The sequence below is a fragment of the Brevibacillus fluminis genome, assembly GCF_052072235.1.
Lineage (GTDB): Bacteria > Bacillota > Bacilli > Brevibacillales > Brevibacillaceae > Brevibacillus_D > Brevibacillus_D fluminis_A.
Genome location: NZ_CM125436.1, coordinates 1,907,743 through 1,922,496 on the forward strand (window position 1 = coordinate 1,907,743; position 14,754 = coordinate 1,922,496).

The 14,754-nt window shown below is 52.8% G+C and carries 16 protein-coding genes and 1 other annotated feature; all 16 genes read left to right on the forward strand.

Annotated elements, in window-relative coordinates; translation table 11 throughout:
* Positions 1-3 precede the first annotated feature (3 nt).
* Positions 4-987 (forward strand): rod shape-determining protein MreC, encoded by a 984-nt coding sequence (mreC, locus tag ACTID9_RS09485; RefSeq protein ID WP_441070948.1) that lies wholly within the window; start codon positions 4-6, stop codon positions 985-987.
* Positions 987-1,511 carry a rod shape-determining protein MreD gene (gene mreD, locus ACTID9_RS09490; RefSeq protein WP_441070949.1) on the forward strand — a complete coding sequence of 175 codons (525 nt, stop codon included), beginning with the start codon at positions 987-989 and terminating at the stop codon, positions 1,509-1,511. Before mreC ends, mreD begins: the two co-directional genes overlap by 1 nt.
* A 31-nt stretch (positions 1,512-1,542) precedes the next feature.
* Positions 1,543-3,990 carry a peptidoglycan D,D-transpeptidase FtsI family protein gene (locus ACTID9_RS09495; RefSeq protein WP_441070950.1) on the forward strand — a complete coding sequence of 816 codons (2,448 nt, stop codon included), beginning with the start codon at positions 1,543-1,545 and terminating at the stop codon, positions 3,988-3,990.
* A gap of 84 nt (positions 3,991-4,074) precedes the next feature.
* Positions 4,075-4,743: a septum site-determining protein MinC gene (gene minC, locus ACTID9_RS09500; protein WP_441070951.1), complete on the forward strand. Its 669-nt coding sequence runs from the start codon at positions 4,075-4,077 to the stop codon at positions 4,741-4,743.
* 128 nt (positions 4,744-4,871) lie between these two features.
* Entirely contained in the window at positions 4,872-5,666 is a 795-nt protein-coding gene (gene minD, locus ACTID9_RS09505; RefSeq protein ID WP_441070952.1) for a septum site-determining protein MinD, read from the forward strand.
* 82 nt (positions 5,667-5,748) lie between these two features.
* Positions 5,749-6,876: an FtsW/RodA/SpoVE family cell cycle protein gene (locus ACTID9_RS09510; protein WP_441070953.1), complete on the forward strand. Its 1,128-nt coding sequence runs from the start codon at positions 5,749-5,751 to the stop codon at positions 6,874-6,876.
* A 274-nt stretch (positions 6,877-7,150) separates the two neighbouring features.
* Positions 7,151-7,351: a cold-shock protein gene (locus ACTID9_RS09515; RefSeq protein ID WP_441070955.1), complete on the forward strand. Its 201-nt coding sequence runs from the start codon at positions 7,151-7,153 to the stop codon at positions 7,349-7,351.
* Between the two features lie 186 nt (positions 7,352-7,537).
* Positions 7,538-8,338, forward strand: a complete 801-nt coding sequence (locus tag ACTID9_RS09520; protein WP_441070957.1) for a peptidoglycan DD-metalloendopeptidase family protein — start codon at positions 7,538-7,540, stop codon at positions 8,336-8,338.
* Positions 8,331-9,176, forward strand: a complete 846-nt coding sequence (locus ACTID9_RS09525) for a M50 family metallopeptidase (RefSeq protein WP_441070959.1) — start codon at positions 8,331-8,333, stop codon at positions 9,174-9,176. The genes ACTID9_RS09520 and ACTID9_RS09525 overlap by 8 nt, the downstream gene beginning before the upstream one ends.
* 92 nt (positions 9,177-9,268) lie before the next feature.
* Positions 9,269-10,750: an Rne/Rng family ribonuclease gene (locus ACTID9_RS09530; protein WP_441070961.1), complete on the forward strand. Its 1,482-nt coding sequence runs from the start codon at positions 9,269-9,271 to the stop codon at positions 10,748-10,750.
* A gap of 73 nt (positions 10,751-10,823) precedes the next feature.
* Positions 10,824-10,912: a sequence feature (ribosomal protein L21 leader region), on the forward strand.
* Between the two features lie 13 nt (positions 10,913-10,925).
* A complete protein-coding gene (gene rplU, locus ACTID9_RS09535) occupies positions 10,926-11,237 on the forward strand; it encodes a 50S ribosomal protein L21 (RefSeq protein WP_122917508.1) in 312 nt (103 codons plus the stop codon).
* A 12-nt stretch (positions 11,238-11,249) separates the two neighbouring features.
* Entirely contained in the window at positions 11,250-11,606 is a 357-nt protein-coding gene (locus ACTID9_RS09540) for a ribosomal-processing cysteine protease Prp (protein WP_441070963.1), read from the forward strand.
* Complete coding sequence (rpmA, locus tag ACTID9_RS09545; protein WP_425456287.1) at positions 11,603-11,902, forward strand: 50S ribosomal protein L27; 300 nt, start codon at positions 11,603-11,605, stop codon at positions 11,900-11,902. Before ACTID9_RS09540 ends, rpmA begins: the two co-directional genes overlap by 4 nt.
* Positions 11,903-12,147: 245 nt before the next feature.
* Positions 12,148-12,741 (forward strand): Spo0B domain-containing protein, encoded by a 594-nt coding sequence (locus tag ACTID9_RS09550; protein ID WP_441070966.1) that lies wholly within the window; start codon positions 12,148-12,150, stop codon positions 12,739-12,741.
* Positions 12,742-12,749: 8 nt separating this feature from the next.
* Positions 12,750-14,030, forward strand: coding sequence for a GTPase ObgE (gene obgE / locus ACTID9_RS09555; protein ID WP_441070968.1), 1,281 nt, complete (start codon positions 12,750-12,752; stop codon positions 14,028-14,030).
* Between the two features lie 172 nt (positions 14,031-14,202).
* A complete protein-coding gene (locus tag ACTID9_RS09560; RefSeq protein WP_441070970.1) occupies positions 14,203-14,754 on the forward strand; it encodes an HAAS signaling domain-containing protein in 552 nt (183 codons plus the stop codon).

A 14,754-nucleotide genomic window follows, 5' to 3' on the forward strand; every position in this document is an offset into this window, starting at 1 on the left:
GGCATGTTGTTCTTTGGAAACAAACGATTGATGGTAGTGCTTGTCGGGCTCGTGCTGCTCATTTCCGTCATGGGTTTTACCTCCAAGACGCGCGGAGCGTTGACGTGGCCTGAGAAGTTTTTGAAGGATACATTCAGCGTGGTGCAGGGCATTTTTTACGGCCCTGCCCAGGCTTTTTCCGCTTTTTTTGAAGATGTCGGCGATGCCTATAACGTCTATGAAGAAAACCGGGCATTGAAAGCCAGCCTCGACCAATATGCGCAAGTCACTGCCAAGCTTGCCGTTCTCGAAGCGGAGAATGATGAATTGCGCAAAACGTTGCAGGCGGAAAAGTCCACCTTGAAGCAATACCATCTCCGGATTGCGGAGGTTGTTGCCCGCAGCTCCGATTACTGGAACAACGCGGTGACGATCGACAAAGGACTCAAGCACGGGATCAAAAAAGACATGGCAGTCGTGACGGCGCAAGGTCTGATCGGCCGTGTGCAAAGTGTTTCGAATTTCTCCTCAACTGTGGAGCTTTTGACAAACATTGACGGTGGCAACCATATCGCTTCTGTCATTTTGGGCAAACAGGTTGTCAATGGCACCACAGTATATCAACAGGCAAACGGCGTCATCGAAGAGTACGATCCGCGGGAACGCATGCTGATCATGCGCAAAATTCCGCTCAACCAAAAAATTGAAGTCAACCAGCAGGTGCTGACATCAGGCCTTGGCGGCGTCATACCGCGCGGCTTGCCGATCGGGATCGTGGCGCGCGTGCAACCCGATGATTACGGCCTGACCCAAACCGCCTACATACAGCCAAGCGCAGATTTCGGCAACTTGAATGAAGTCATGGTTGTGGAGCGCGCGTATGTGACGACGCCGACAGGAGAATTGATTCCGTCCTCGCAACTGGATGAGACAGGCAATGTCAAATCGCCGGCAGTCGGATCGCAAACAACTCCTGGTACGAAGTCAGGCAGCGGAGGCGGACAGTAATGCCACGTTTTTATTTGACCGCAACGCTGCTGCTTCTGTTTTTGCTTGAAGGCACCGTCTTTCAAGTGTTTACCCCGCAACGATTTCTGGAGACAATGACGCTTGTTCCACGTTTCGCTTTGGTCGGTGCCATATTGGTCTCCTTCTTTTTAGGGAGGCGGGAAGGACTGTTTTATGGCATGGCGCTCGGTTTCCTCCATGACGTCCTGTTCGGCAATCTGATCGGCGTTTACACGCTGTCGATGATGGTGGCGAGTTATTTCTCCGGTTTGATCGTCAAGCTGTTCCATCGCAGCGCTGCGGTTTTTTTGACGACGATCAGCATTGTCCTGTTCGGCCATGAGTGGCTTGTCTACAGTTTGTTCCGCTTGTTTTCGATTGCGGTCGTCGATGTGCAGTGGGTGTTAACGAAGCAGATTATCCCGAACGTCATTGCCAATGTGATCTTCGCGATCATCGTCTATTGGCCGATGGCAAAGCTATGCGACAAAGTTCGGGCAAGACGTGAAAAAACGAGTGAGTAGTGGGAGTATGTGAGAGGAGGAGGATGCGTTGATGGGCGAAAAGAAAGAACACCAATCACATATTCCGACCCGCTTGAACATCTTGTTCGTCGTCGTGTTTCTGTTTTTCGCGATTATTATCCTTCGGCTTGCGTTCGTACAGCTTGTGGAAGGTGAACAATATAAGCACGATTTGGAGAAATACAGCACGCGTGAACTGCCGCTTCCGGCACCGCGCGGGCGTATTTTGGACGCGAACGGCGAAGTGTTGGTTGCCAACAAGCCGGTTTATACGGTGACGTTCGTAGAAGACCAGAATCAATCGATCAACCAGGAACAGGTTGCCGATAAGCTGGCAGGCATTCTGAAAGAAAACGATGAAAAGCCGGGTACGGACAAGGAATTGGTGAAAAAAGCGCTCGAGTACAAAGCGACGCTCCCTGTTTCTTTTAACGCGCAAGATACCGCCAAGCTGATCAGTCGGCTCGTGCCTTACTTAAACAGTCTCCCGAAAGCGGAGACTGTCGATCGGCTGAACGATTCGGATTTGATCAAGACGGCGCTGAAGATCAACCTGACCGTCCGCTCTCCGCTTGACGGCGACGGGCGGGAAAAACTGAAAAGCCAGGTTAAAGCGGCCTGGAAAACAAATGCTCCCGCGACCGATCTGCAGGATGTCTCGGACGGGGAGTTGATGAAATATGCCATCCAATACAACCTCGCCATTCCGGCGCGTCTCGATGACAAGGATCGGGAAAATTTGGCCAAGGAAGTAAAGGCAGGACTGCGCTTGCTGCCCGAACCAGCGAATCTCCAGGAGCGTTCCGACATGGACCTGCTCAAATACGCCGCGATGTTCGATTTGGATGTGCCGCTCAATCTGACGGAAGAGCAGCGACTCTTTCAATGGCGCAAGATGGGGATTTTGAAGGAGATGCGGTCATATGGCATCGCAAGCTATATCCCGCGCCGCGTCAAAGTAAACATCTCGCATGAGGAGATGTTCCAGATTGAGGAGCGACGCTCTGAGCTGCCCGGGATTAACGTCATCCTGGAGCCGCTGCGAGAGATTCACAAAGATCCGGACGGAACGGGATTCGGCACGCATTTCCTCGGCTATATCAAGCCGATCCGTCCCGAAATGCTGGCTGAATACGTTGCGCAAGGCTATTCGCGGACGGACATGGTCGGTGAGACAGGGCTGGAGCGTTTTTATGAGCGCACGTTGCGCGGGAAAGATGGCGCAAGCGAAGTGCACGTGAACAAAGATTCGCAGACGGTCGAGAAACGGCAGAAACGCGATCCGGAGCCGGGGAACGACTTGGTGCTTGCGCTGGATTGGAAGTTCCAAAGCAAAGTGGAGAGCATTTTGAAGAATCATATCGAGGACTTGAAAAAGCGCCCTTCCACGCCAAAAGAGCTGCGCGATGCACACGTCCTGGTGATGAACCCGACAAATGGGGAAATATTGGCGATGGCCAGCTATCCGGATTATGATCTGAACCTTTACTACGACCAGGAAGAATTCAACAAGCAATGGAAGACGTTGATTTTGCCAAACGAGCTGAACCATTTCATCGGCTCTTCCTATCCGCCAGCGTCCACCTACAAGCCATTGTCCGTCATGATGGCACTGCAGGAAGGATTGACGACTCCGGGTGAAACGATCATGGACCCGGGAGGCTTGAAGGTCGGGAATGTGTACATGCGCAACTGGAAAGCGGGCGGACACGGTCCGGTCAATGCGCGGCGTGCCCTGCAGGTTTCCAATAACACGTACATGTACACGATGGCGGTCCGTCTCGCTGACCGCGCGATGAATAAAAACATTAGCTATACCACACAGTTTTCGGTTCTCGATTACTACAATGCGCAATTCGGCCTCGGCGTGAAAACGGGTGTCGATTTGCCGTATGAAAGCTCAGGCTGGCCAAACCCCAACAATTATTACGGCAACCTTGCGCATGCGCTGATCGGGCAGTACGACCTTTTCACACCGATGCAGCTCGGCCAATATGTTTCAGCCATCGCCAATGGCGGCTATCGGATTCGTCCGCATCTGGTCAAAGAAATTCGCAAAGGGACGACCGATTTGAAAAAGCCGGGACAGACGTTGACGATTATGGAGACGGAAGTGTTGAACCGCGTGCAGATCGACCCGAAATGGATCAAGGTCGTGCAAGAAGGGATGCACATGGTGACACAGCCGGGTGGTACGGCTTCCGGCACGTTCAGAGGGCTGCCATTTGAAGTAGCAGCCAAAACAGGTACGGCCCAGTTAGGGAAAAAAGCGGAGAATGCGCTGATGATCGGCTACGCGCCTTATCAAAATCCACAGTTGGCTTTTGTCGTGCTGGTCCCTAACTCCATTAAGGACGGCGGGCACAGCTCTGACGCGTCCGGCCCGATTGCCCGCAAAATTTTAGAGGCTTACAACGAGATGTACCCTGGAAAATTGACGCCGGCACCCGTCGTTCCTTCTCCACAGCAAAAGAAATAACGACGGGTTTCGCCAAAATTTCCCCATGGAGCAGGAAAGTATTCGGGGATTGGCGAATGGTATCGTTTGAGGTGAACGGCGACAATGACTGCAACAAAGCAAAAGGTTACCATTAAAGGCAGAAAAGACGGCCTGGTCTTCTTCATGGATGACAGTTGTTCATTCGAGGAACTAATGGCTGACCTGCGTGAAAAAATAGAGCATAGTCACAATCAGATCTTGTCTGGCCCGTTGATCCGCGTCACCATCCAGCTGGGGAAGCGCTATTGCTCCCCCGAGCAGATGGAGCAGCTGACACAGGTTATTCGGCAAAAAGGCAATCTGGTTATTCATACAATCGACTCCGACGTAATCTCCAAGGAAGAGGCGTATGCCGAGATGTTGAAGGCGCGCTTTTCCTTGGAGGTCCGCAATGTCCGCAATGGACAGGTCATTCACTTTGATGGCGATCTTTTGCTGCTTGGAGATGTGAATCCAGGCGCGATGATTACCAGCACGGGAAGTATTTTTGTATTGGGCCATCTCCGAGGAATTGCTCATGCCGGCGTAAACGGCGACAAGCAAGCGATCATTGCTGCCGCCTCCCTGGAACCGACGCAATTGCGGATCGCTGGAGTGATCAGCAGGCCAGGTGAGGAATGGGCGGAACAAAAAGGTTCGACCGAGTTCGCCTATTTGGAAGAGGATAAAATGATCGTCGCCAAAATGAATCATTTGATGCGCGTTCGCCCTGAATTGGGGGTAAAGCGGTGAAGAGCCGGTTGCCCTGTGCAAGAGAGCGAAACTGCTGATAAACGAGACTACATCGATAGGTTTGCATAAGGGAAGCACAGGCTCCCTTGCAAATGAGGCATGAGGCATGAAGAAAGTGGGGATGCGATTTGGGTATTGCAATTGTAGTAACATCGGGAAAAGGCGGGGTGGGCAAGACAACGACCTCGGCCAATCTGGGAACTGCACTTGCCATGAACGGTCAAAAAGTCTGCATGGTGGATACGGACATCGGACTGCGTAACCTCGACGTTGTGATGGGCTTGGAAAACCGGATCATTTACAATCTGGTAGACGTGATTGAAGGCGAATGCCGCCTGTCGCAGGCTTTGATCAAGGATAAGCGCGTAGAAACGCTTGCGCTTTTGCCAGCTGCACAGACAAAAGATAAATCAGCCGTCACACCTGAGCAAATGGAGCAGGTGATCAAGGAGCTGAAGGAAGAGTTCGATTATGTCGTGATCGACTGTCCGGCAGGGATTGAGCAAGGATTCCGCAACGCGGTCGCCGGTGCTGATCAGGCGATTGTGGTCACCACCCCGGAAAAAGCGGCGGTACGCGATGCTGACCGCATTGTCGGCTTGCTGGAGCGGGAAAAAGTAGGAATGCCGAAGCTCATCATCAATCGGGTGCGCCAGCACATGGTGAAAAATGGCGACATGCTTGAAGTCGAGGACATTCTGGATTTGCTAGCCATTGACTTGATCGGCGTTGTCCCTGATGATGATTATGTCATCAAGTCGGCCAACATGGGGGAACCTACCGTGCTGAGCCATGAATCGCGCGCGTCGCTTGCGTACCGCAACATTGCCCGCCGGTTGCTGGGAGAATCGGTTCCGCTCATGCAGCTTGACCAAAAAAGCGGCATGCTGACCAAGATGCGCAAATTTTTCGGATTGGGCTAAAACAAAGAAGGCTCTCGCACTTTGAGCTTCCTATCAGAGACAGGGGAATACCCTGTTTCTATATTTTTGTAGGAGGAGAAACATGGACTTGGAAAAAAGACTGTGGAAAGAGCTGGACTGGATGGTCCTGCTGATTCTCCTTGGTCTAGGCGCATTCAGTTACTTAGGCATCTCAGGGTCGGCAGCAGGCGTCGATAAGGCGAACATGCAAGTGATATGGTATTTAGCCGGATACGTCGTGCTGTTCGCGATGCTGCTTTTTGACTACCGCATTTTCTATACGCTCGCGTTTCCTTTTTACGGGCTTGGGATCATCTTGCTGATCGGGGTCTTTTGGACGACGCCGATCAACAACACGACGAGTTGGTACAATTTGGGACCGGTTCTGCTGCAGCCGGCAGAGCCGATGAAGCTGTTCACGATTTTGGCGGTGGCGCGTCTTTTGGCCAAACACTCGGAGAATCCGGACCGTTTCCGCTATTTTTACCAGCTGATCCCTCCTGCGATGCTCATCGGTATACCGACGCTCTTGATCCTGGTTCAGCCCGATCTGGGGAATGCCACGGTCTACTTGGGAATCGCGGCCACGATGCTGGTTGTCGGCGGGATCCGCAAGCGGCACATCATGGTTTTGCTGACCTTGATTGGGGCTTTTTTCGGGGTCATGACGTACTTTTACATGTTCCATCGGGATACGATTTTCTTTAAAATTTTCAAGCCCTACCAGTGGGACCGCATCGTCTACTGGCTGAATCCCGATCTGGATGCAGTGGGAAAAGGCTTTCAGCTCAAGCAAGCCCTGATTTCCATCGGGTCGGGCCAATTGATGGGAAAAGGCGTCCATACGGCAACACAGGCCAGCTTCGGGTGGGTGCCGGTAGGGGAAAGCGACTTCATCTTTACGGTCATTGCGGAGAAGACGGGGTTTATCGGCGGGGGGATTTTGATGATCCTGTACTTTTTCCTCGTCTATCGTCTGATCCAGATCGCGATGCAGGTGAAGGACCCGTTCGGCTCCTATGTCGTCTCCGGCGTCGTCGGGATGCTGACCTTCCAAATATTCGAGAATATCGGGATGACCATCCAGCTGATGCCGATTACGGGGATTACGCTGCCGTTTATCAGTTACGGGGGAAGCTCGCTGATCACGAACTTTATGATCCTTGCCGTCGTGCTGAATATTGGCATGAGAAAGCAGTATGGCAGGTAACAAAATTTTGTGAGATCGCTCACTTCTACATTCCAATGCGATCAAAAAGCGTGACAAACCCAGATAAGTATGGTAAACTCTGTTTAAGTTAACCATTTTACTGACCTAAAAGTGATTTGATGATTGGATGATAGTCGTACCTTATGAGATGCGTCACCATGTGGTCAAATCTCATTTGGTACGGCTTTTTTCGTACATGAAAGAGCGCTTTAGTAAATTAGGTTAACGTAACTTAACGCCTCATATAGGCGTGATTTTTGGGAGGTATTTCTTCATGCAACAAGGTACAGTAAAATGGTTCAATGCAGAAAAAGGCTTCGGCTTCATTCAAGTTGAAGGCGGAGAAGATGTATTCGTACACTACAGCGCGATCCAATCCGAAGGTTTCAAAACCCTCGAAGAAGGTCAAAAAGTTGAATTCGAAATCGTTCAAGGTAGCCGCGGCCCACAAGCTGCTAACGTTATCAAGCTGTAAGCTTTGATTGAACGAGCAAAGCAGTTTCTCTTGGAAAAGGGAAACTGCTTTTTTCTTTTTTTTCGCAGATGCTGCCGCGCATGTCCGATCGCTGAAGGACATGCGGCCCAAGGCGTGTCCAGACGCGGCATATACGGGGGAGACAAGTCATAGAATGATACAAACGCTTGCCCCGGAGGGACGCCTATGTTCAATGAGGTAGACCGTGTTAAAGAGCGAAGACGGGAGCGCATCGAAAAAATCCGCATGCAGCAGCCGCGGGACGGGATGCCCCCTTATTTTCATGAGCTGGATGATCCGATCGAGGAGAGTTTTCGGCCAAGCCTGTATCCCGCAGGCAATCGTGCGGAAGAGGAGAAGGACGAGACCTTGCGCATGCCGCCGCAGGACAGGCTCGGCTTGCAAACGTTTGGCTCGCTCCTGTTAATCGGCGTAGCCTATCTGGTGTTCCAATCCAATGTCGCGCTGCCGAACGGATGGAAGGAGACGGCGAAGGAGGTCATGACGCGCGATTACAACTTTGAAAGCGTAGCGAACTGGTATCAAAGCGCGTTTGGCAAGCTTCCGTCCGTGCTGCCGGCGTTTGCCGGAAAAGATGCGGCTGTGCCTGCCCATACCAATGTTCAGACGCAAAAATGGAAAGCGCCTGCGACGTGGAAAGTCGTACAGCCGTTCACAAATGCAAACGGGCGTGTCGTGGTGAATGTCGGCGCCGACGGCAAGGTGCTGAATGCGGAACAAGGGTGGGTGACCTTTATCGGCGAAAAGCCGGGGCTGGGGCTTTCGGTTGTGGTCCAGTATGCCAATCAGCGGGAAGTCTGGTTTAGCAACCTGGAGCAAGCGGCTGTCGCTCTCAACGACTGGGTGTACCCTGGCAGCACGATCGGCATTGCGAGAGCAAATGGGAATCAAGAGCGGCAAGCCGTGCTTGTGGTCAAGGAGGGAGAGAAATTCATCAATCCACTGGATGTGATTCCGATTGAGTAATCTGCAATTTCGCGGCATCAAGTTTCGCATCCATCTGCTCTTCTGGGGCGTCATCGCGTTATCGCTCGCAGCCGGCTACTTCATTGAAACGATCACGCTGTTCGTGATCGTTTTCATCCACGAACTCGGACATATCGCGGTCGCCCGGGAGCTGGGCTGGACCGTGAAGGAAGTGCAGTTTCTGCCATTTGGCGGCGTGGCGATTATGGAGGATGAGGCGGCCTCGGCCCCTTTGGATGAGATCGTAATCGCCTTGGCAGGGCCGTTTATGAATATTGTGATGATTTTTTTTTCGCTTCTCTTTTGGCGGTTCGGCTGGTGGACGGAAGAGTGGACCCGGTTTTTCATGATGAGCAACTGGCTGATCGCAGGCTTCAATCTGCTGCCGATCTGGCCGCTTGACGGGGGACGCATCGTGCAGGCGATCCTTTGCTTCCGGCTCCCTTACCGGACGGCAGCGCTCGGGACATTGGGCATGAGCGTGCTTCTTGCCGGCATCCTCCTGGGCAGCGGCCTGTTTTTTCATCATATCAACAGCGTGGTGGTTGCGCTTTACTTGCTGTTTGTGAACGTCGAGGCGTTTTTGCGATTTCCCTATCACTTTATCCGGTTTTTGATGGACAAGTACGCACGGCTGGAGGAAGAGGAGCGCATGCATCCGATCGCGCTTCATGGGGCGACATCAGTGGCGGGAGCTTGTCAGGAGCTTCGGCGCGGATGTCAGCATATGTTTATTGTCAAAGGGATGTCAGGCGGCATTTTGACGGAAGAGCGATTGTTGTATGCGCTGCTTGTGGAACGAAGGCATCAGCATCCGATATCGAGCTTGCTGACGTAAGGAGCTACTTGCAGCAGGGTTGCAAGCCTATGGTCTTTCCTTGTATAACAGGGATAGACCTTTTATTATCGATACTTTCGGAGGCGGGCAGGTTGAAGCGAATTTTGATTGAGGCGTACAACGGGAATGAGCGCATTGCCGTTTTGGAGCATGGACGGCTCGCCGAGCTATTCGTGGGAGCGGACGGAACGGGACAAATTCTCGGCAACATTTATCGGGTTCGAATTCAAAAAGTATTGCCTGCGATGCAAGCGGCATTCGTGGATGCCGGACCGGAGGGCAATTTTTATTTGTATATCGACGATGCTTTGCCTCCAGGCTGGAAGGAAGAGCGCGGGACGCCCAAGCCGAATATCCGCGATTTGGTGCGCGAGGGGGAAGAGCGGATCGTGCAGGTTTACAAGGAAGCGGTGGGCAGCAAATCGCCCAGCGTGACCCTGGACGTGGGGTTGCCCGGCCGGATGCTGGTGTATCAACCTTTTGCAGGCGGTCACATTTCGATCTCGCGAAAGCTCGGCGACGAGAAAGAACGCTTGCGCCTGAAGCAGGTCGCCGCCCCTTTGCTTGCCGGCACGGAGGGTGTGATTTTGCGGACGCAGGCGGAAGGCGCGAGCGCCGAGGAGTTGGCCAAAGAACTCGCATACTTGCGGAGCATTTGGACGGATGCGCTTGCCGATACGGCTGGAAAAAAAGTGCCGTGTCTCCTTTACCAGGATGCCGATCCGCTGTTAAAAATGATCCGCGATACGGCATCCGCGGAGCTTGATGAGCTGGTCATCGGCGATTTTACCGTTTTTTCGCGAGTAAAACGGTATGTGGCTGCCGTTTTTCCCGATCTGCTCGACAAGCTGTCGTTCTACCAAGGCAAGCAGCCGCTGTTTGACGTATACAAAATCGATGACGAGCTGCATCGGGCCCTGCAGCGTGAAATCGCGCTTCCGAGCGGAGGCTCGCTTGTGATCGACCAGACGGAGGCGATGACCGTCATCGATGTCAATACGGGCAAGTTTACCGGCAAGGCGTTTGGTGATCTGGAGGAGACCGTGACGCGCACCAATCGGGAGGCGGCCAAAGAAATCGCACGCCAGCTGCGACTGCGTGACATCGGCGGGATCATCATCATCGATTTCATCGACATGAAAAAAGTGGCCAATCGCGAGCGGGTGCAGGCGGAGCTGACGGCGGCGCTTGCGGCTGATCGTTCGCCCGGCAACGTTTTGGGGTTCACCAAGCTGGGCTTGATGGAGATGACCCGCAAAAAGAGCCGGCAAACACTCTCGCACGCGCTTACCGTCCCATGCCCGCTGTGCAGCGGCAAGGGCAGGGTTTTGTCAGGGGGCGAGTTGCTGTATCAGCTGGAACGGGACTTGCAGCAGATGGTTCGCCTCAATGACATCGAGGCCGCAGTCATCGAGCTGCCTGCTGAACTGCACGAACAAGCAAAAGAAATGGCCAAACGTCTTTCCATCGAGCTGCTGCTGGGAACGCCGGACAACCATCAGCAGGACCGCTGTCAGATTCGTTATGCGGGCAGTTTGGCCGAAGCACGCGCAAAAGCGGAGAGAATGAAATGAGCCTGTGCTATTGACGATAGGCCGCCAGCTATGCTATTCTAATCTTTGTCATGCAGATATGCTTGTCACCTCAAGCATGCTGTAACCGCACGAACCAGGTACATAAGCTGATTGTCCCCACGGGGAGCAGTCACACCTGTCATGGCGAGTCTTAGTATAGGGAGGTGCAATACAAATGTACGCTATTATCGAAACTGGTGGCAAACAGTACAAAGTTGAAGAGGGCTCCGTTCTTTTCATCGAAAAACTGACTGCAGGTGAAGGCGAAGCTGTTACTTTTGACAAAGTTTTGCTCGTGAGCAAAGACGGCAAAGTAACTGCAGGTGCTCCAACTGTAGCTGGCGCGACTGTAACTGGTAAAGTAGAAAAACATGGCAAAGGTCAAAAAGTGCTCGTGTTCAAATACAAAGCCAAGAAAAACTATCGCCGCAAGCAAGGTCATCGTCAACCATTCTCCAAAGTTGTGATTGAAAAAATCAACGCTTAATTTGGTGACACGATGATTACGATTGAAATCAAACGCAATCCTACCGGTATTGAAGAGATCATTGTCTCCGGACATGCCAAAGCTGCCAGACACGGAAAAGACATCGTCTGCTCCGCTGTTTCGGCAATCGCCTTTGGCACTCTCAATTCTGTTCACGTATTGCTCGGAATCATACCTGACGTCAAGCAAGCGGATCAGAGCGGCGGCTACCTCAGCTGGCGGCTTGCCACCGATACCGATGAGGCCATCGGGGAGAAGCAGCAATTGCTGGCGGAAAGCATGGCGATTTCGATGATCATGATTGCGGAAAACTACGGCAAGTATGTAACGGTGTCTGATACAAAATGGCAAGGAGGTGCAACACAATGAAAATGCTTTTTTCCGTTGATCTTCAGTTCTTCGCCTCCAAAAAAGGGGTAGGTTCGACCAAGAACGGACGCGATTCCATCGCGAAACGTCTGGGCACCAAACGCGGTGACGGTCAATTCGTTAAAGCTGGTAACATCCTCGTTCGCCAACGCGGCACGAAGATCTATCCAGGTACGAATGTAGGCATTGGCGGTGACGACACGCTGTTTGCTACTGCTGATGGTATCGTTCGCTTCAAGCGTCTGGGCCGCGATCGCAAACAAGTTGTGATCGAACCAGTAGCGACTCAAGCATAAGAAAAGTCAGCGAGACATAACCCAGCCTAACCGCTGGGTTTTCTTTTTAACGTACGACGATTCATACGCTCCATCCAATCGCGGCCACTCATCGCTGAGCTGGCCGCGATGGAGGTTTTTGTATGAAAAGGACCCCGTTTTTGTGAAGCGAGCCGCTGCGGAATCGCTGGCTCAGACAAGGAGTGGCCGCATTCTGAATCGATGCGCTGGCAAGCGGGGAATCTATGGTATCGGGTGTGAAGACGTTGAGCGACGACCAAAAAATGATTACCAAGCAGACGGATCTGGTGCTCCAGCTCTTAAATCAACAGCGACATGATTGGTTAAACCATGTTCAGGTGCTGATGAGCTATTTGAAGCTGGGTCGTCCGGAGCGTGCGGAAGAATATTTGAAGCGGGTAACGGAGCTGACATTTCATGAAGGAATGATCTCTCGCATTCAATTTCCACAATTGGCCGTTTTTTTGCTTAGCTTTCATGCGCTGCACAATGAGCTGCGGCTCGAAGTGGAGATGGACGGGCCCATCGACTTCTCAACCATCGATATCGATCGCGAAAGCGTGTATCGGTTTCTAACAGGTCTGGTGTTTGCGGTACAGGAACATCTGGACTCATCGGCTCCTGATGCAGCCAGCATGCTGATTTCGTTTTCTCAAACAGAGGAAGCCCTTGTCATTCGTTTTGACTTAGACGGGATGCTCACTGCATCAGGGGAAGCGATTGTGGCAAAAATGGTAGAAAAACAATCAGCTGCGTGTATGACCGAGTGGATACATACCGAAGAAGAATGGCTTTTGGAAACACGCTTTTTCATACAGGATGTAACGATCAAAGGGTAGGTGGCACCATGTTTGTAGATCAAGTGAAAGTCTATGTTAAAGGCGGGGACGGCGGAAACGGAGCGGTTTCCTATCGCAGGGAAAAATACGTTCCGCTCGGCGGTCCTGCCGGAGGCGACGGTGGCCGCGGCGGCGATGTCGTGTTTGTCGTGGACGAAGGATTGCGCACGTTGGTAGACTTTCGTTATCAGCGTCACTTTAAGGCACCGCGCGGCGAACACGGACGCAACAAGTCGCAGCACGGCGCGGGCGCAGAAGATATGCTGGTTCGCGTACCTCCAGGAACAACCGTCGTCGATGCGGATACGGGCGAAGTGATCGCTGACTTGGTTGAGCACGGGCAGCGTGCGGTCATTGCAAAAGGCGGACGCGGCGGACGCGGGAACATCCGCTTCGCCACTTCTGCCAATCCGGCGCCGGAGATTGCGGAAAACGGCGAACCGGGCCAGGAGCGCAACATCACGCTGGAACTGAAATTGATTGCGGACGTCGGACTCGTCGGGTATCCGAGCGTGGGCAAATCGACGCTGCTTGCCAGCGTCACAGCAGCACGCCCCAAAATCGCCGCATATCACTTTACGACGCTCAAGCCGAATTTGGGCGCAGTCGATTTGGGCGAGCGCAGCTTTGTGCTGGCGGACCTGCCAGGGCTGATTGAAGGCGCACATGAAGGCGTCGGCTTGGGACACCAGTTCCTGCGGCATGTGGAGCGGACGCGCCTGATCATTCATGTGATCGATATGGCAGGCACAGAAGGTCGCGATCCGTACGAGGATTATGTATCGATCAACCAGGAGCTGAAGCTGTACAACATCCGGTTGGAAGAGCGTCCGCAAATCATCGCAGCCAACAAAATGGACCTGCCGGAAGCGGAAGAGAACCTCAAGCGTTTCCGTGAGCTGGTTCCTGACGTGCCGATCTATTCGATCTCGGCAGCTACGAATCAGGGCGTCAAAGAACTGATGTATGCGGTAGCGGACAAGCTGGAAACCTTGCCGCTAAAACCGGTGATCGAGGAAGTGGCAGAGGTGGAAGCGCGCGTCGTATTCAAGGCGGAGCCGGAAGCGGCGGAGTTCGAAATTACGCGCGACAGCGAGGGTGCATTTATCGTGAGCGGCGAAAAGATCGAGAAGCTGGCGCGGATGACCAATCTGAACAGCTACGACTCGATTCAGCGCTTTTCACGCATCATGCGCAGCATGGGCATCGACGACGCGCTGCGCAAGCGCGGCGCGAAAGATGGCGATACCGTGCACATTGGCGATTTCGAATTCGATTTCGTCGAATAATCATCACAAGCAGGCAAAAGGAGGGGAGAGTCCCTCCTTTTCTTTTTGGACGGGACAGCGACCGTATTGCTTTTGCAAAAGGACAACTGCAAAGATTTTATGAAGCGGATTGTCAGTATGATCGGTTTGATGCTACTATTTGGGAAACTTGGCTTTGAAGGGAGTAGAGAGCTTGACGCGGTTGGAATTTATCCAGGAGCTGGACGGATTACTGCGCAGTTTGTCCGACAAGGAACGGTTGGACATCCTCGCTGACTATACCAAACATTTTTTAAGCGGCATGGAGCAGGGGAAAAGCGAGGAGGAGATCGCTGCATCACTGGGAAGTCCCGAATTGATTGCCCAGCGCATCATCGAGGCGCGGGGACATGAGCGGCGGGTAGCGGGGGAGACCGTCCCGATGGGTGTCAGATCGATCATCATGGCGATCGCCTTGATCATGATCAACCTGATTTTTGTGCTGGGGCCGTTTATCGGCTTGTTAGGCACGCTGCTCGGCATGTTCGCGGTAGCTGTCGCCCTCGTGCTGTCTCCGCTCGGCATCGTAAGCGGCATGGGCTATGCAGGCACGGAAGCCGAACGATGGTTTATCGTCTTTGCCGGAATCGCGGCGGTAGGGCTTGGGGGCATGCTCGGAGTAGCGTTGATTGCCTTCACCAAATGGATCTTCTATTTGACCAAGCGTTACCTCCAGTTTAATTTGACGCTGATCCGGGGGAAATAA